Origin of the sequence: Chromobacterium fluminis (assembly GCF_011602385.1) — a bacterium.
Lineage (GTDB): Bacteria > Pseudomonadota > Gammaproteobacteria > Burkholderiales > Chromobacteriaceae > Chromobacterium > Chromobacterium fluminis.
The window spans coordinates 1-16,673 of the sequence record NZ_JAAOMA010000014.1 but is presented as its reverse complement, the minus strand read 5'-3'; the positions used below and the strand labels follow the sequence as shown (position 1 = coordinate 16,673).

General features: G+C 62.5%; 12 protein-coding genes and 2 pseudogenes. 8 read left to right on the top strand and 6 right to left on the bottom strand.

Annotation, left to right across the window (positions count from 1 at the left end; all coding sequences use genetic code 11):
- Positions 1–299: 299 nt before the first annotated feature.
- Positions 300–1,946 carry a methyl-accepting chemotaxis protein gene (locus HA052_RS11465; protein WP_166452051.1) on the bottom strand — a complete coding sequence of 549 codons (1,647 nt, stop codon included), beginning with the start codon at positions 1,944–1,946 and terminating at the stop codon, positions 300–302.
- A gap of 179 nt (positions 1,947–2,125) precedes the next feature.
- Between HA052_RS11465 and HA052_RS11460 the strand changes: the two genes are divergently transcribed.
- Positions 2,126–4,453 (top strand): type I restriction-modification system subunit M, encoded by a 2,328-nt coding sequence (locus tag HA052_RS11460; RefSeq protein WP_166452050.1) that lies wholly within the window; start codon positions 2,126–2,128, stop codon positions 4,451–4,453.
- A 30-nt stretch (positions 4,454–4,483) separates the two neighbouring features.
- On the opposite strand, the gene HA052_RS11455 is transcribed toward HA052_RS11460, so the two are convergent.
- The gene (locus tag HA052_RS11455) at positions 4,484–5,839 is read right to left on the bottom strand and encodes an aldehyde dehydrogenase family protein (protein WP_166452049.1); all 1,356 of its coding nucleotides are present in this window, start codon (positions 5,837–5,839) and stop codon (positions 4,484–4,486) included.
- Between the two features lie 219 nt (positions 5,840–6,058).
- Between HA052_RS11455 and HA052_RS11450 the strand changes: the two are divergent.
- The 4 genes and pseudogenes from HA052_RS11450 to HA052_RS11440 form a co-directional block, all read left to right on the top strand.
- A pseudogene (locus tag HA052_RS11450) lies at positions 6,059–6,790 on the top strand (methionine ABC transporter ATP-binding protein); the annotation flags it as partial.
- Entirely contained in the window at positions 6,767–7,069 is a 303-nt protein-coding gene (locus HA052_RS28345) for an NIL domain-containing protein (protein ID WP_303245933.1), read from the top strand. The pseudogene HA052_RS11450 and the gene HA052_RS28345, both read left to right, overlap by 24 nt.
- Entirely contained in the window at positions 7,069–7,746 is a 678-nt protein-coding gene (locus tag HA052_RS11445; RefSeq protein WP_081546374.1) for a methionine ABC transporter permease, read from the top strand. The genes HA052_RS28345 and HA052_RS11445 overlap by 1 nt, the downstream gene beginning before the upstream one ends.
- A gap of 75 nt (positions 7,747–7,821) precedes the next feature.
- Positions 7,822–8,616, top strand: coding sequence for a MetQ/NlpA family ABC transporter substrate-binding protein (locus HA052_RS11440; protein ID WP_166452047.1), 795 nt, complete (start codon positions 7,822–7,824; stop codon positions 8,614–8,616).
- 138 nt (positions 8,617–8,754) lie between these two features.
- Here the strand turns inward: HA052_RS11440 and HA052_RS11435 are convergent, their stop codons facing one another.
- A complete protein-coding gene (locus HA052_RS11435; protein ID WP_081546376.1) occupies positions 8,755–9,936 on the bottom strand; it encodes an NAD(P)H-dependent flavin oxidoreductase in 1,182 nt (393 codons plus the stop codon).
- A gap of 411 nt (positions 9,937–10,347) precedes the next feature.
- On the opposite strand from HA052_RS11435, the gene HA052_RS11430 reads away from it, so the two are divergent.
- Positions 10,348–11,013, top strand: coding sequence for an acyl-homoserine-lactone synthase (locus HA052_RS11430; RefSeq protein WP_166452046.1), 666 nt, complete (start codon positions 10,348–10,350; stop codon positions 11,011–11,013).
- Positions 11,014–11,029: 16 nt separating this feature from the next.
- On the opposite strand, the gene HA052_RS11425 is transcribed toward HA052_RS11430, so the two are convergent.
- The 3 genes and pseudogenes from HA052_RS11425 to HA052_RS11410 form a co-directional block, all read right to left on the bottom strand.
- Positions 11,030–11,827 carry a LuxR family transcriptional regulator gene (locus tag HA052_RS11425; RefSeq protein ID WP_107797968.1) on the bottom strand — a complete coding sequence of 266 codons (798 nt, stop codon included), beginning with the start codon at positions 11,825–11,827 and terminating at the stop codon, positions 11,030–11,032.
- 278 nt (positions 11,828–12,105) lie between these two features.
- A complete protein-coding gene (locus HA052_RS11420; RefSeq protein ID WP_166452045.1) occupies positions 12,106–12,813 on the bottom strand; it encodes an anaerobic ribonucleoside-triphosphate reductase activating protein in 708 nt (235 codons plus the stop codon).
- Positions 12,794–14,680, bottom strand: a pseudogene (locus HA052_RS11410) (ribonucleoside triphosphate reductase). Before HA052_RS11410 ends, HA052_RS11420 begins: the two are co-directional and overlap by 20 nt.
- Before the next feature lie 652 nt (positions 14,681–15,332).
- Here HA052_RS11410 and HA052_RS11405 point away from each other — a divergent pair.
- Positions 15,333–16,298: a LysR family transcriptional regulator gene (locus HA052_RS11405; RefSeq protein ID WP_081546388.1), complete on the top strand. Its 966-nt coding sequence runs from the start codon at positions 15,333–15,335 to the stop codon at positions 16,296–16,298.
- 173 nt (positions 16,299–16,471) lie between these two features.
- A partial coding sequence (locus HA052_RS11400; RefSeq protein ID WP_166452042.1) for an FAD-dependent oxidoreductase occupies positions 16,472–16,673 on the top strand: 202 nt, incomplete at its 3' end.

The window sequence follows — 16,673 nt, the reverse complement described above, 5'->3', positions numbered from 1 at the left end:
AGAATGACGGCGTGCTGGATGCGCCGGCGCGGAGGGCGCCGGCGAGCTTGTCCCGGGTGCCGGGTGGGCCCGGTCTGATGTGCTCTTTTATAAGAGGGGGCTAATCTACCTTTGCTTTTCATTACGGTATGTAACGAAATGTACTCGCTAGCTTATTTCAAACATGACAAAAGATTGAAGATGGCGAGCAAAAGGGCGATCTATTGCGTGTTTAAGCTAATCGCAAGGCTTTTAGTGGAATAAATGCTCTAGGAGTGAGTCGGCGGCAATTTTCTGCCTAATTGACACCGGCGCGGTGGCTAAGCCGGTTGTTGCCGCAGCCGCCAATCGGGCGCCTCGGCGGAAGACGCGGGTTCGGCGTCCGGCGCGTCGATGCGGAACCAGCTCAGGGTCTGATTCAGATCCTGCGCCGCGGCGGCTAGGTGCTGCATCACCGGCGCGGCTTGCTGCATGTGTTGGTCGATGGCAGAGGCGAGGTGAGCCACTTCGTGACCGTGCTGGCGGATGTCTCCGCCGGCGCGGGCCTGGGCGGCGCTGTGCTCGCGGATGTCGGCCATCAAGCGATTCAAGCGCTCCAACCCCGCGTCCACTTGCAGCAGAGCCTGATCCAGCGCCTGTTGAGAATCCAGCTTGTCGGCGCAGGCGTCGCCGGCTTGCTCCAGCGCGGCGTGCAGCGAGCCGGTGGCGCCCTCCACGCGGCCCAATGCGTCGAAGATGCTGCCGGTGGCGGCGCGGGTGCGTTCCGACAGTTTGCGCACTTCGTCGGCCACCACGGCGAAGCCGCGGCCGCTTTCGCCGGCGCGCGCGGCTTCAATCGCGGCGTTGAGCGCCAGCAGATTGGTTTGCTCGGCCACGTCGCGGATCAGTCCGCTGACGCCGGCGATGTCGTCCAGGCTGAGTTGGAGCTGGCGCATTTCCGTTTGCGCGCATCCCATATTGTCGGCCAGCGTCCGCATCGCTTCGGCGTTGAGCCGGCCCAGTTCGCGCGCGCGGCCGGTATCGTCCGCCGCTTGTCGGGTGTTGGCGTCCGCCTGTTGCAGATGGCCGGCCACGGTTTGGGCGCTGTCGGCCACCGCGTGGGCCGCCTCGTTGCTCAGCTTGGCCTTGGCGCTTTGCTGGCGGCTGGCGTCGGCCACTTGCAAAGTCAGCAATTGCAGGCGCTGGCAGTCGCCGCCGCTGCGGCGGGCGTCGGCTTCCACCCGGCGCAGCAAGTCGTTCAGCTTGTTCAGGAACTGATTCAGGCGGCCGGCGGTGGCGGCCAGCTCGTCGCGGCCCTGAGCCGGCAGCCGCATCGCCAGATTGCCTTCGCCCAGCGCGTCGGCTGAAGCGGCCATCGCCTGCAACTGTCGCTTCAACCGGCGCGCCAGCGCCAATTGCATTGCCGCCACTATCAGGCTGGCCAGCGCCAGCGGCCCAAGCGTCAGCCAGGCCAGGCCTTGCAGCGTGTCCTGCAATTGCGCGGTTTCCTGGGCCAGCCGTCCTTGTTCCTGCGCCTGTTGGCGGTCCAGCAAGGTCGCCAGCGGCTGCAGGCTTTGCTGCCAGGCTTGTTCTGGAATGGACAGCGCGTCCTGCGGCGCGGTCTCGGCGATGGCCAGCGCGCTGCTCAGATTGCGCTCGTAGTCCTGCCACAGCCGGCCCACTGCCTGACGAAAGGGGGCGGCTTCATTGGCGGGCAGGCCGGCGGCGATGTCGCCGGTCAGGCGCGCCACGGCCAGGCTGGTGTCCCGCAGCCGCGCCGGGCTGTCCGGCAGAAGAGGGTCCAGCCGCGACAGCTGCAACACGCCGGCTTTGAGCTGGTAGAGGCTGGCGCTTAATTGCTGGCGTGCGCTGTGGCGGTCCACCGCGCGGGTTAGGCCGCTCAGCTGCTGTCCGGTGAGGATGAGGGCCAGCGCCAGGCTGGCGAGGGTGAAGAAGATGGTCAGCCACAGGCGTTTGGCCAAAGTCATGATGATGTCGTGCGTTGCGATGCGGGAGAGCCGCAGTCTAGGCGCGGCGGATGACGGCAGAATGACATGAAGATGAATTGTCCTATAGGGAACCCTATTGCCGAGACCATTCTTTGCCGACGCTGCGCGACGTTGCGGCTAAAATAGCCGGGTTTGTCATTTAACTTGGTTGTTGGCTTATGACTTTGCTATCCCCGGACCAGTTGGAACAGGAGCTGTGGGCGTCCACGGAACTGCTGCGCGAGCAAGTGGACCTGTACGACTACAAGAACCACGTGTTCGGCCTGTTTGTGCTCAAGCGCCTGCACGATGTGTTTGTGGAGCGGGTTCAGGCGCGCGTGGCGGCCGAGGGCATGAGCCGCAAGCGCGCCGAGGGCGTGGTGCAGGAACAATACGGCGTCTATCCGCAGCATGCGCGCTGGCCCGGCCTGCAAGAGCGCAAGAAAGGCATAGGCGAGGCGCTGGACAAGGCGGTGGCCGCCATTGAGGAGCATCACCCTGCGCTGGCCGGCGTACTCAGCGTTGCTCAATATCAGGGTCACAAGCGCTTGAGCGACGAGGTGCTGCACCCCTTGATGAACCATATCGGCGCGCTGAAGCTGGGCGACGCCGATCTGGAAGCGCCGTCCCGTCTGGGCGAGGTCTGCGAAGGGCTGGTGCGCCGCTACGCGGCGGAGTCCGGCAAGCGCGGCGGCGCCTTTTCCACGCCGGCGCCGGTCAGCCAGTTGCTGCTGCGGCTGGCGGAGCCGCTGCCGGGCCAGAGCCTGTACGACCCCAGCTGCGGCGCTGCCGGCACTTTGCTTGACGCCTGGCGCATGCTGGGCGCGCAGCCGGGCGGCCGCTTGCCGGACGGCCGGGTCGCGCTGGAGTTGTTCGGCCAGGAAAAACTGCCGGCCACCTGGGCGATGGCCAAGCTGTGCGCTTATTTCCACGGCGTGGAGATGAGCCTGGAATTGGGGGACACCTTGGTGGAGCCCAAGCACCTGACCCCGGAAGGCTGGCTGCCTCGCTTCGACCGCATCGTGGCACAACTGCCGTTCACGGTGAAAAACTGGTGGACGCCGCTTGAGGCCGAGGCGGTGGAACCGCCGCCCGCCGACGGCAAGAAGCGTCGCCGCAAACGTCCCGCCGAGCCCAACTACAAGAAGCTGACGGACGAGCATAAGCGCTTCGGCTACGGCATTCCGCCGCGCAGTTTCGGCGATTACGCCTTCGTTCAGCACGTATTGGCCACCTTGAAAGAGGATGGCCGCGCCGCGCTGGTGATGCCGCACGACGTGCTGTTCCGCGACGGCGACGAGGGCCGCATCCGCAACGGCCTGCTGTTTGGCAGCCAAGGCCAGTCCGGCGACCGCATCGAGGGGGTGATCGCCTTGCCGCCGGCCTTGTTCTACGGTTCCGGCATGCCCACCTGCGTGGTGGTGTTGAACAAGAACAAACCGGCGGGCCTGCGCAACAAGGTGATCATCGTCGACGCCAGCAAGGAATTCGGCCGCGGCCGGGTGCAGAACACGCTGCGGCAAGAGGACATCGAGCATATCCTGCGCGCTTACCGCGTCGTGGTGGAGCAGGAGACGGAGGAGCCGGACTATCTGCGGCTGGTGGGGCTGCGCGAGATCAAGCAAGGTCACCGGGGCAATCTGAACGTGCAGCGCTACTTCGCCCAGGACGAGGAGGCCGAGGTGGTGGACGCCGAGGCCTTGGCCACTGAGCTGGCCGCCTTGCAAGAGCAGGAGCAGGCGCTGGACGCGCGGCTGGCGGCCTTCTTCACGGAAGAGCAGGGTTGGCGGGCGGAGGAGGGCGAGCTGGAGGGCTGCCTGGCTTTGACGGATGAAAAGCTGGAGTTGCTGTCCAGCCAATACGCGGCGGAGCGCAAGCTGCGTCCCAGCCGCATCCAGGCCTTGCTCAACCGCGGCTACGGCACCCGGCGCATGGGCAAGTGGAGTCCGCATCAATCGTTCAAACCCAGTCCGTTGGGGGTGGTTCCCGGCAACTGGGAGGTGTGCAAATTGGGGGAATTGGCCGCGCCGCTGGCGGCCACCGCCGAGGGCGAACTGTTGGAGGCTACCGAGGGCGGCGGCTGGCGTCGGGCCGGAGAGGGCCTGGGCACGGCGCTGCCGCCCAACGCTTTCGCCTTTGATCCGGCCCGTTTGTATCAGGGCGCGCTGGCGCGCAACGTCGACGAAGCTCCGACGCTGGCCGCGGCGGACCAAAGGGCTTTCGCGTTGGACGAAGCTCGGATCTTGCCGGCTTTCCTGGAGTGCTACCGGCAGTCGGAAGGGTGGCGCTTTTGCCTGGAACGGCTGGGCGCGGCGGTGGAGGGGGCCGAGTTCGGCTTCGAGGCGCTGGCGGAAATGCCGCTGCCCGTGCCGCCCTTGAGCGAGCAACGCAAGCTGGTGGAGGAGTTGGCGCGCCAGGACGAAGCCTTGCTTGCTCTGCAGCAGCGCCTGCTGCAATGGCAGGCGCGGCGCGACGCGCTGTTGGCGCGCTTTCCGTCGGAAGACTGAAGGCCCGCCGGCCGCCGTTGCGACGGCGGCTTATTTCTGCCAGTAGGTTTTGACGTTGACGAACTCGTACAGGCCGAACTCGGACAGCTCGCGGCCATAGCCTGAGGATTTGACGCCGCCGAAAGGCAGGCGCAAGTCCGAGCTGGTGTGGCGGTTGATGAACACGCTGCCGGCTTCTATTTGGCGCGCCAGCGTCCAGGCGCGCTCCTTGTCCGCGCTGTAGATGCTGGCCCCCAGGCCGAAGGGGGTATCGTTGGCCAGCCGCAGCGCGTCGGCCTCGTCGCGCGCGCGCAAAATGCCGGCTACCGGGCCGAATACTTCCTCGTGGTAGACGCGGCAGTCCGAGTTGACCCGGTCCAGCACCGTGGCCGGATAGAAGAAGCCGGGGCTGGCCGGCATCTGCCCGCCCAGCCGCAGCTCGGCGCCGTGAGCGACGGCGTCCAGCACCTGAGCGTGCAGCGCTTCGCGCAGATCGGCGCGGGTCAGCGGCGACAAGGTGGTGGCCGGGTGGCGCGGGTCGCCGGCGCGCAGTTTGGCGGCTTCGGCGCAGAAGGCGTCAATGAAGGCTTCGGCGATTTCCGGCACCACGATCATGCGCTTGGCCGCATTGCAGCTCTGGCCCGCGTCGCGGAAGCGGGAGTTGGCCGCGTCCTGAGCCGCGGCGGCGACGTCGGCGTCGGCCAGCACGATGAAGGGATTGCTGCCGCCCAACTCCAGCACGGTCTTTTTCAGATGGCGGCCGGCCAGCGCCGCGATGGCGCGCCCGGTTTGAGTGGAGCCGGTGAAGGCCACCGCGTCGCACTGGCGGATGGCCTCTTCCACTTGATCATGATCTATCCAGGCCACGTCCAGCACCGCCAAGCCGGCGGCGCGCGCCAACTCCAGCAGACGCTGAGTGGATTGCGGCACCGACGGCGCCGGCTTCACCAGGCAGGCGTTGCCGGCCATCAGCGCCGGCACCGCGAAGCGCAGCACCTGCCAGATCGGATAATTCCACGGCATCACCGCCAGCACCGTGCCCAGCGGCTCGAAGGCCACGCCGCTGCGGCTGGCCTGGGTGGGGATGTCCAGCGAAGCCAGCAGCTCCGGCGCCAATTGAGCGTAGTAACGGATCAACTGGGCGGATTTGTCGATTTCCGCCAGGCATTCCGCCGTGCGTTTGCCCACCTCCAGCGTGACCAGGCCGGCCAGTTCTTCGCGATGGGCCTGCAGTTGGTCGGCCAGACGCAGCAGTTGCGCGGCGCGCTCGGCCACGCTCAGCTCGCGCCAATGGCGCTGGCCCTGGCGCAGCTGCGCCAGGGCGGCGGGCAGTTGGGATTCCGGCCAGGCGGCGCGGGTGTAGACGACTTCTCCTGTGGCGGGGTTGCAGCTGGTAAAGGCGGTCATGACGTGCTGTATTCGGTTGGCAAGCAAAGACACAATGTAGCAAAAATCCCCGGGGACGGGGGTGAGCGGGGTCAATTCCGCGGTGATTTGTCATTCATATTTCTAATTTGAATAAATGATTAAATTTATAGTTCTTTAGGTTTTATTTGACTTGCTTATAGACTGGTTCGCAATCGTCAGGCAGTGGCGTTGACGGATGACGGGATTCAGAGGCAAGGCATGATTGAAATAGAGAATTTATACAAACATTACTGGGTGGACGGGCGCGAAGTGCCGGCCTTGGCTGACGTCAGCCTGAAGGTGGCCAAGGGCGAGGTGTTCGGCATCATCGGCCGTTCCGGCGCGGGCAAGAGCACCTTGGTGCGTTGCCTGAACCTGCTGGAGCGCCCGGACCGCGGCGCGGTGCGCTTGGGCGACACGGATTTGACCGCGCTGGACAGCCGGCAATTGCAATTGCGCCGTCAGCGCATCGGCATGGTGTTTCAGCATTTCAATTTGTTGAAGTCGCGCACCGTGGCGGGCAATGTGCGCTTTCCGCTGGAGTTGGCCGGCGGCGTGTCCGCGGCCGATATGGACGCTCGCGTCGAAGAACTGCTGGCCTTGGTGGGGCTATCCGGGCATCGCGACAAATACCCGGCGCAATTGTCCGGCGGCCAGAAGCAGCGCGTCGGCATCGCCCGGGCGCTGGCCAATCACCCCGAACTCTTGCTGTGCGACGAGGCGACCTCGGCGCTGGACCCTGAAACCACGGATTCCATCCTGACCCTGCTGGCCGACATCAACCGCCAGCTTGGCCTGACCATTGTGTTGATCACCCATGAGATGCGCGTGATCCGCCAATTGTGCGATCAGGTGGCGGTGCTGGACCACGGCCGCGTGGTGGAGCAGGGGCCGGTGCTGGACGTGTTTCTGCACCCGCGGCACGAGGTGACCCGCGGGCTATTGGCGGAAACCGGCTTGTATCACGAAGAAGCGCGCCAGACCTGGCAACAGCGCGTGGGCGCGCCGCTGATCAAGCTGACCTTCGTCGGCGATCCCACCTTGCAGCCGGTGCTGGATGTAGTGGGCAAGGAGGCGGGCGCCCGCTTCAACCTGGTCAGCGGCACGCTGTCCGAGATCAAGGGCACGCCGTTTGGCCAATTGGTGGCCGGCGTGATCGAGTCGAAGGCTCCGCTGGAGAGCCTGCCTGAATTATTCGCCAGTCATGGCGTGCGTTGCGAGGTGCTGTGATGGAAGGTTTCGACTGGGCCCAATTATTGAGCATGGACTGGCTGGAAATAGGCCAGGCCACCTTGGACACGCTGACCATGCTGGGCGCCTCGTTGCTGTTCACCGTGCTGTTCGGCCTGCCGCTGGGCGTGGTGCTGTACGTTAGCTCGCCGGGGCAATTGCTGTCGCGGCCGCGCTTGTACGCCACGCTGTCCTTCCTGGTCAATGTGTTCCGCTCCTTGCCCTTCGTGATTTTGCTGATCGTGATGATCCCGCTGACGCTGAAGCTGGTGGGTACTTCGATAGGGGTGGCGGGCGCGATTCCGCCGCTGGTGGCCGGCGCGTCGCCCTTTTTCGCTCGACTGGTGGAAAACGTGCTGCGCGAAGTGGACCGGGGGGTGATCGAGGCCAGCCAGTCCATGGGCGCCAGCCTGGGCCAGATCGTGCGCCATGTACTGCTGCCGGAGGCCTTGCCGGGCCTGGTGGGCGCGGCGACGGTGACCACGGTGGCGCTGGTGTCCTACACCGCGATGTCCGGCGTCATCGGCGGCGGCGGCCTGGGAGATTTGGCGGTGCGCTACGGCTATCAGCGTTTTCAGACCGAGGTGATGGTGGTGACCGTGGTGTTGCTGCTCTTGCTGGTGCAGTTGATCCAGAGCTTTGGCGACCGGCTGGTGCTGCGCTGTCAACGCGGCTGAGCGCTTGGCGCTCAGCAGCATCGAAAACCCAAGAGATTTGAACCCAACACTGTGTTGAATAGAGGAAATCGCATCATGAAAAAGAATATCGCTCGCTTCGCCTTTACCGCCGTCGCCGCGCTGTGGGGCGCGCAGGCGCTGGCCGCCGACCTGGTGACCGTCACCGTGGCCGCGTCTCCGGTGCCGCACGCGGAAATCCTGGAAGCCTTGAAGCCCACCCTGGCCAAGCAAGGGGTCAAGCTGGAGGTGAAGGTGTTCAACGACTACGTGCAGCCCAATCTGCAAGTGTCCGAGAAGCGGTTGGACGCCAACTTCTTCCAGCACATTCCCTATCTGGACAAGTTCAACAAGGATCGCGGCACCAAGCTGGTCGTGGCCAGCAAGCCGGTGCACATCGAACCGTTCGGCGCTTACTCCAGCAAGTTCAAGAAAGTGGCGGACCTGCCCAAGGGTGCGACTGTGGCCATCCCCAACGATCCGACCAACGCCGGCCGCGCTTTGCTGCTGCTGGATCAGGGCGGCGTGATCAAATTGAAGGACCGCAACAATCTGTACCCGATGGTGAAAGACATCGCGTCCAACGCCAAGCAGGTGAAGATCAAGGAACTGGAAGCCGCCACGCTGCCGCGCGTGCTGCCGCAGGTGGATCTGGCGCTGATCAACGCCAACTACGCGCTGGAAGCCAAACTCAATCCCAAGCGCGACGCCTTGTTCATCGAGACCACCTCGCCCTACGCCAACCTACTGGTGGCGCGGGCCGACAACAAGGACAGCGTGGGCGTGAAGAAGCTGGCCGCCGCGCTGGCCAGCCCGGAAGCGCGCAAGTTCATCGAGAGCAAGTACCAGGGCGCGGTGATCCCGGCGTTCTGAGAGTCTAGTGCCAAGCCGTCCGACATGTCTGGTTGAATTGATAAAGCCCCGCTTTGCGGGGCTTTGTCTTGTTTGCCTACAGGCTTGAAGCTGTTTTCGCCTTGTCTCGTCCTTGCTCGCGAGACTTTGAACAGGCGTTCAGGCGCCGGCGAGATCGGCCGGTTTCTCCCCGGTCAGGAAATAGCGGATGGTTTCGTTGACGCTGCGCATCGCGTCGCCGAAAGGCAGCGGATCGGCGCCTCGGAAAAAAAGCCCCTTGCTCACTTCGCCGCGGAAGGCCGCCGCGAGTTTGAGGTCGATGCAGAACTGGCCCATCTTGGCCACGCCGTCGCGCAGGCCGCAGGCGCTCAGGCAATTGAGGCTTTGAGTGCAGCGCGCCGGGTCGGCCTTGGCGTTGGCCTGCAAGATGGCCTCGCGCTTCAGATAGCTTTTCAGGAAGGGCGTCAGCACCCCGCGCGCCGGAAGGCCGGCCACGCTCATGAATTCGGCTATGTCTTCCGGCTTGGCCTCCGCCAGCGTGCGCTTGAAGTTGTCGTGCGCGTCGCCCTCGCGGGTGACGGCGAAGGCGGTGCCTATCTGTACCGCGGATGCGCCGAAGTCCTGGATGCAGGCCTTCATCTTCTCGAAGCTATTGACGCCGCCGGCGACGATCAGCGGGATGCGCTCGCTTTCCAGTTGCAGGCTTTTGAACAACTGTCGGGTGTCGTCCAGCACTTTCTGGAAGCTGAAGCGCTCGGCGTCCAGTTCGGCGAGGCTGGCCGCGCCCAGATGGCCGCCGGCGTGTTTGGGGTGCTCGATGACAATGGCGTCCGGCAGCCGTCCCTTCTTCATCCAGCGCTTGAGCACGATGCCGATGCCGCGCGCCTCGGACAGGATGGGGATCAAGGCCACCTTGGGAAAGTCCGAGGTCATCTCCGGCAGGTCCAGCGGCAGGCCGGCGCCCATCACCACCGCTTCTGCGCCGGATTCGCAGGCTTGGCGCACATAGTCCGGATAAGAGGCCACAGCCTTCATCACATTGACCGCCACCATGCCGTGGCCCTGAGCGTAGGTCAGCGCGCCCTTCACTTCGCGATCCAGCGCAATCAGGTTGAGACGATCCAGTTCGGCCTGACCGCGCGCGTATGGCGACTGCTCAACCAGATCGGCGTGCAGATGGCGCAGATCGACGCTGGCCACGGTGCCCAGCGCGCCCTCTCGGGCGACGTGGCCGGCCAGGCTTTTGGCGGAAACGCCTATGCCCATTCCGCCTTGCACGATGGGGAGCAGAGCGCGTTGCCCTATCTGCAAGGGAGCGTAGAGCGGGGAATTTGTGGTCATTTAGCAACGATGAGGGTACGGGTGAATAAAAGGCGATCTTAGGCATGGCGGCCTTAAGAGTCTTTGCTCTAGAGCAAAAAACTAAGGATGGCTCGCTTTTTAACTCGGAAAAACTATTGATGCTTCAATGACTTGAGCACTTGCCTCTGCCGGGTATGGCACGCAAACTTTTGATTTTAGTGAGGATATTTTTAGTTAAGCCATTGTGATGCGTTCAAATATGTCTTTGGTATTTTTTGTGAAAAGAAATCGCGCGGCGAAAGTCCCGGCAAATCCAGGGTAAAGACTTTTTGCCATCGTTGGCCTTAGCACATTCCTAAAAATCAGCTCCTGTCCATTTGGTCAGATTTCCCGGTTCAGTCCTGCTCTTACAGTGCCCGTGCCGGTAACTTGATGATTGGAGAAAATAAAATGGCTCATTTCTTTCCACTGGAGTTGGATGGCTTGCAGATGGAGAAGGTCAACGCGACGTCTTATGAAATTGATTTGCTGAAGTTCCGCCACCAGGTGTTTCGCGTGCAACTGGGTTGGGTACCGCCGCGGCCGGACGGCCTGGACTTGGATGATTACGACGCGTTCTCCGACAATCTGGCGGTGATTGCGCAGCAGCAAGTGGTGGGGTCGGCGCGTTTCACGCCAGGCGATCAGCCCTTCATGATCGAGCGGGAGTTTGCCCGTTTGCTGGCGCCTGGGGAGCGCATCCGCAAAGGCGCGGGTTGTGGGGAAATCACTCGCTTCGCGGTGGGCAAGACGATTTCCAGCCGTGAGACGAGAGCGATTGCGCGCTTGTTGTATCTGAGCTTATGGGAGTGGTCGCGCGCCAACGAGGTGCGCTGGCTTTATTTCGTGGTGGAGCCGTCTTTTTATCGGCATCTGTCCCGAATGGGGTTTCCGATACAGCCGGTGGGCGTGCCAAGACCGCTGGACGGCGGAGTGATGTCGGTTGCGGGCTGCTTTGACTGGGAGCAGGCTGATCCGGAGTTCATCAAGTCGCTGCGACGGGAAGTCGCTGCGCCAAGAGAGTGCGTCCGTTCCTGGTTGGAATACGACCGTGCGCATGCTCCCGCGTGGGCTTAAGCTGGCCGGCCCGCAGCTAATCGCTGACCTGGAGTCCGGGAGGCGGCAACAAGTGCATGCCCAGCACGATGGCGTGAGTGCGATTGTTGGCGTTCAGCTTGCGGATGACGTTGGCGACGTGGAACTTCACCGTTCGTTCGCTGATGTCCAGGATGGTGGCGATTTCCCAATTGGTCTTGCCGCGGCTCATCCAGTGGAAAATATCGTATTCACGCTGCGATAGCGGCATGGAACTGGGTGTGGCCGGGGCCAGATTGGCGATGCGCACCGCAGCCTGGTGCAAGTGGGGCGTCAGACATTCCAGCATGGCGACCAGATTGGGGTCGGAGCTGGCGTCTTTGCCGCTGACGGAGAAAATGCAACCCAGATTATTGCGTTTGGAGGCGGCGCTGAAGGTGACGCCGCTTTCCAATCCTACGGTGGCGGCCTCGGCGATGAACTTGCGTTCTTCCTTGCCCTTGGCACGGCTGAAGCGCTCTTGCCACTGCACCGGTCCGCTGCCCAGATGGATCTTCAAGATGGGATCGTGCTGGGCGTAGTTTTCCTCCATGTAATGCTTCAGCCATTCCGTGGGATAGCTGACATTCAAGACCCGCTCCAGCCGCTGAATCTGCTGGTGCTGGTTGATGCGCCCCAGCGCCAGCACCATGTGCTCGGAAGGCGCCTGGCTGAGCAACATGTCCAGAAACCCCCTGAGCTCGGCTTCGGTTTCGATTTGTCCGGCAAGGTGAATCCATTCCAGCAACGTCCATTGCTGACTCGCGGACAAGCCGCTGGGCAGCGGCCGTGCTATCGCGGAATTTGAGATGACCATGAGCAAATCTTTCTTGATCTTGTGGTTTTACGCTGCTGGATAGTAGCCCACATGCAAAAGGCATGGGAAGCGCTAACTCCTTGTTCTGGTGCCAAGAACAGCGACTGTTGCATTCGTCGCCGACATTATAACAAATTGCCTGTCCAAAAATCCGTAAGTAGAAATAATTATATTGATCAATGACTTATTTGGTGCTATTTGGCGGGGGACAAACTAGGCGGGAAGTTGGGGCGTCATAAGGAAGACGCCGGGACAAGCTTGGAAAACTGGACCTTCTGTCAGTGTTCCCGATAACTGAAGTGCTGGAACAAAGGCGCGATCTCTTCTATCAGCTGCGGCGCGGGCCAGTCGGCCGGGGCCGGAGGCAGGGCGAAGGAGGGCGGCGGACGCAGTTGCTGCCAGTGATAGTCGGCGACGCCCAGCGCCGCCAGCCGCCGCGCCAGCGCGGCCAGTTGGATCTCATTGTGCCAGTGCGGATGTATGCTGCTGCGACATTCAAAATTGCTGTTGTTTTGCAACAAACAGTGCAGCGAGGTCTCGGTCTGCTCGCCGCTGCGGGGCAAGCCGGTTAGCGCCGGATAGGCGCCGAAATCGGTCTTGATGTCCAGGCCGACCCAATCCAGCAACGGCAGCACCCGCCGCAGGCGCTGTGGATAGGCGCCGCCGGTGTGCAGGCCGGTGGCGAAGCCCAGCGCGCGGGTCTGTTCCAGCAGCGCCGGCAACGCCGGTTCCTGCAGCGGTTCGCCGCCGGAGAACACCACGCCGTCGAGCAGGCCGGTCCGGCTTTGCAGCCAATGCAGAATGTCCGGCCAGCGGGTTTCGCCGTTTTGGCGCCGCAGCAGGTGGGGATTGTGGCAATAGCCGCAACGCCAGGGGCAGCCGGCTAGGAAGACCACGGCGCACAGTTTGCCCGGCCAGTCGCAGCTGGAGAACGGCGTCAGCCCGCCGATGCGGGCTGCTGCGGGGTCAGCGGGCGGTGTGTTCACTGAAGCAGACCCGTTCGTCGAATTCTCCGCGTTTGCCGATATTGAAAGACTGCACCGGGCGGTGATAACCCATTACGCGGGTCCAGATTTCGCAGCGGGTGCGCTGTTCGTCATTGAGCGGGGCGGCGTCTTGGCCGGGGATGCGGGTGGGAGGAGTCATGGGCTTTCCTTTCTTAAGGGCTTATGAAGACTGGCGCGCCAGCAGTTCCGCGTCGCAGCGCGGGCAGAATTCGTGGTGACCGGACAGATAGCCGTGTTTGGGGCAGATCGAGAAGGTGGGGGTCACTGTGATATAGGGCAGGCGGAAGCGGGACAGCGCGCGCCGCACCAGTTCGCGGCAGGCGTCGGCGCTGCTGACCGCCTCGGTCATATAAAGGTGTAGCACGGTGCCGCCGGTGTATTTTCGTTGCAGCAACTCCTGGCGTTGCAGGGCTTCGAAGGGATCGTCGGTGAAGCCCACCGGCAATTGGCTGGAGTTGGTGTAATAAGGATGAGCGTCGCTGCCGGCTTGCAAGATGTCGGGATAGCGTTTTCGGTCTTCCTTGGCGAAGCGGTAGGTGGTCCCTTCCGCCGGGGTGGCTTCCAGGTTGTACAGGTGGCCGGTGCTTTCCTGGAACTCCACCATGCGCTGGCGGATGTGATCCAGGTAGTCGCAGGCCAGTTGGTGGCCTTCCTCGCTGGTGATGTCGATGCGGTCCCCGCTGAAGTTGCGGATCATTTCATTGATGCCGTTGACGCCTATGGTGCTGAAATGATTGCGCAGCGAGCCCAGGAAGTGACGGGTGTAGGGATAGAGGCCGTCGTCGATGCGAGTTTGCACTTCGCTGCGCTTTTTCTCCAGCGCGTCGCGGGACAGTTCCAGCAAGCGGTCGGTTTCGGCCAGCAGCGCGGCGTAGTCGCCGGCAAAGCGGTGGCCCAGACGCGCGCAGTTGAGGGTGATCACGCCGACGGAGCCGGTTTGCTCGGCGCTGCCGAACAGGCCGTTGCCGCGCTTGAGCAGTTCCCGCAAGTCCAATTGCAGCCGGCAGCACATACTGCGCACCATCTGCGGCTCCAGGTCGGAGTTCACGAAGTTCTGGAAATAGGGCAGGCCGTATTTGGCGGTCATTTCAAACAAGAGATCGGTGTTTTCGCCGTGCCAGTCGAAGTCGCGGGTGATGTTGTAGGTGGGGATGGGGAAAGTGAAGGAGCGGCCCTTGGCGTCGCCGGCCAGCATCACTTCGATGTAGGCGCGGTTGATCATCGCCATTTCGCGCGCGCAATCGCCGTAGCGGAACGGCATTTCCTCTCCGCCCAGCACCGGAATCTGCTCGGCGACGTCGTCCGGGCAGATCCAGTCGAAGGTCAGATTGGTGAATGGGGTCTGGGTGCCCCAGCGGCTGGGCACGTTGAGGTTGTAGATCAGTTCCTGGACGCACTGGCGCACGTCGGCGTAGCTCAGTTCGTCTTTCTTGACGAAGGGAGCCAGGTAGGTGTCGAAGGAACTAAAGGCTTGGGCGCCGGCCCACTCGTTTTGAAGGGTGCCGAGGAAATTGACGATTTGGCCGCAGGCGGAGGATAGGTGGCGCGGCGGCGCGGATTCGACTTTGCCGGGAATGCCGTTGAAGCCATTTTGCAACAGGGTGCGCAGCGACCAGCCGGCGCAGTAGCCGGACAGCATGTCCAGATCGTGGATGTGCAAGTCCCCCTGGCGGTGGGCAATGGCAACTTCCGGCGCCAGCACCCGCTCCAGCCAGTAATTGGCGGTGAGTTTGCCGGCGATGTTGAGGATCAGGCCGCCCAAGCTGTAGCCCTGGTTGGCGTTGGCGTTGACCCGCCAGTCGGCCCGGTCCAGATATTCGTCGATCGCGGAGATGGCATCCACCATGGCGGTGGGCGCGGAAGCTGTGCTCATTTCTATATCTAGTGAAGTTATCGAATGGAGGCCACTATAAATTGTGTTTTATGGTCTGTGTGGCCGAGGTGGCGATAACTTGACGCGGATCAAGCGCGGCGCTTTTGGGAGAAGGCGACGCTTGTCAGGCCGGTGAAAACGGGTTGTTGAGCGCGATTCTCGTATTGTTTGCGGCGACGCATGGCTTATGCTGGATGGGATGCCGCCGCACCGCAAACGCCGCTTCTGAGCGGCCGTCGTTGGCCCTGGGGCATATTGTTGCCAACTTGATGCTGTTTCATTGAGTCTGTTGCAACAAACTCATGGCATTCAGCCCGAATCAGGTGCATACTTGGATTGCATAGAAAATAGGGCGATGTATTTTCAAGCAAGCTGTAAAAACTATATGACAAAGTGCGCTCCGCGAGCGGTGCAGTGGGGAAGCTGCGGTCGGTTCTGTTCCTGGCGTGGATTTGTCCATGAAGATGCATTCACAACAATTTGCAAGTTCTTCTTTAATCATTAAAGGGTATGGTGTACCCTTTTTAAAGAGATACTACTTAATAATGTTATCAGCATTGTCAAATCCAGGGCGTCCGTCCGGGCGTGAAGGGTAGGCGATGCCGAGCCTGGAACATCCCTGATTATGGACACCTTAAAAGCATTGATGGTCTTCATGACCACGGCGGAAAACGGCAGTTTCTCCGACGCCGCACGCAAGCTGGGCGTATCGCCGGCCGCTATCAGCCAGAGCATTGCCCGGCTGGAGCAGGAGCTGGAGGTTCGCCTGTTCAACCGCACCACGCGCCAATTGACGCTGACCGAGGACGGGCGCCGTTTCTACGCCCAGTGCCGCGGGCCGGTGAACAATCTGGATTCGGCGATCAACCAGCTGAAAGCCAGCCGCGACGAGCCGGCCGGCCATCTGCGGGTCAGCATGCCCAACTCCTTTGGCCGGCGTTTCATCTTGCCCATCATGGGCGAGTTCTGCGAGCGCTACCCCAAGGTGCGGGTCTTCTTCGGCCTGGACGACCACTTCAGCGATTTGATCGAGGACGGCTACGATGTGGGGGTGCGTTCCGGCATGATGCCGGATAGCCGCATGGTGGCGCGCAACCTGGCGCAGATGCCGCTGTATGTGGTGGCGTCGCCGGGGTATTGGGATTTGCATGGCCGCCCGAGCGCTCCGGAGGAACTGAGCAACCACGATTGCATCAATTTCCAGTTCCCCACTTCCGGCCGTCTGTTCAAGTGGGAGTTCGACCGCAAGGGCGAGCGGATTCCGCTGGAGGTCAACGGCACTTACACCTTGAACGAGATGGAGGCGGTGGCCGAGCTGGCGCGTCTGGGCATGGGCGTGGCCCAGTTGCCGGGCCACGAGGTGGTGCATCTGATCCGTTCCGGCGAGCTGGAGCCGGTGTTGACCGATATGGTGTCGCTGGAGCGTTCGATTTACATCTGCTTCCCGCATCGCGACCACATCGCGCCGCGCACCCGGGTGTTCGTTGATTTCGTGGTGGAGAAATTGGCGGATCATCCGGACATCATGGCGGATTTGCCGGGCCTGGATTTGAGCGCCAAACGCAAGGCGGCTCAGAAAAACTCAGCCTGATCCGGTCTCCGCCTCATCCGAAAGCCAGCGCTCGCGCTGGCTTTTTTGTTGTCTTTTTACCGCCGCGAGCCATCCTTTCTCCTAGGTGTTGTTAAATATAATGAGCGCGTGTATTGTATTTTTATACCAATCATGAACGGACGCCACGCGTTCGCTTTGCCAAGGAGACAGCCATGAACGCGCCGGCCCGACAGGAACATACGAGCTCTTATTACGCCGCCTCGGCCAATCCGGCACCGGAGCGCCCGTCCTTGCAAGGGGCTTTGCAGGTTGATGTCTGCGTGATCGGCGCCGGCTACACCGGGGTGTCCGCGGCGTTGCACCTGGCGGAGCGCGGTTATCAGGTGGCGGTGCTGGAGGCGGCGCGGGTGGGCT

Bases quoted from the DNA above. Each gene is read 5' to 3' on its own strand.
- HA052_RS11465 (WP_166452051.1), bottom strand. From the start codon at position 1,946: ATGACTTTGGCCAAACGCCTGTGGCTGACCATCTTCTTCACCCTCGCC.
- HA052_RS11460 (WP_166452050.1), top strand. From the start codon at position 2,126: ATGACTTTGCTATCCCCGGACCAGTTGGAACAGGAGCTGTGGGCGTCC.
- HA052_RS11445 (WP_081546374.1), top strand. From the start codon at position 7,069: ATGGAAGGTTTCGACTGGGCCCAATTATTGAGCATGGACTGGCTGGAA.
- HA052_RS11455 (WP_166452049.1), bottom strand. From the start codon at position 5,839: ATGACCGCCTTTACCAGCTGCAACCCCGCCACAGGAGAAGTCGTCTAC.
- HA052_RS11435 (WP_081546376.1), bottom strand. From the start codon at position 9,936: ATGACCACAAATTCCCCGCTCTACGCTCCCTTGCAGATAGGGCAACGC.
- HA052_RS11430 (WP_166452046.1), top strand. From the start codon at position 10,348: ATGGCTCATTTCTTTCCACTGGAGTTGGATGGCTTGCAGATGGAGAAG.
- HA052_RS11425 (WP_107797968.1), bottom strand. From the start codon at position 11,827: ATGGTCATCTCAAATTCCGCGATAGCACGGCCGCTGCCCAGCGGCTTG.
- HA052_RS11440 (WP_166452047.1), top strand. From the start codon at position 7,822: ATGAAAAAGAATATCGCTCGCTTCGCCTTTACCGCCGTCGCCGCGCTG.
- HA052_RS11405 (WP_081546388.1), top strand. From the start codon at position 15,333: ATGGACACCTTAAAAGCATTGATGGTCTTCATGACCACGGCGGAAAAC.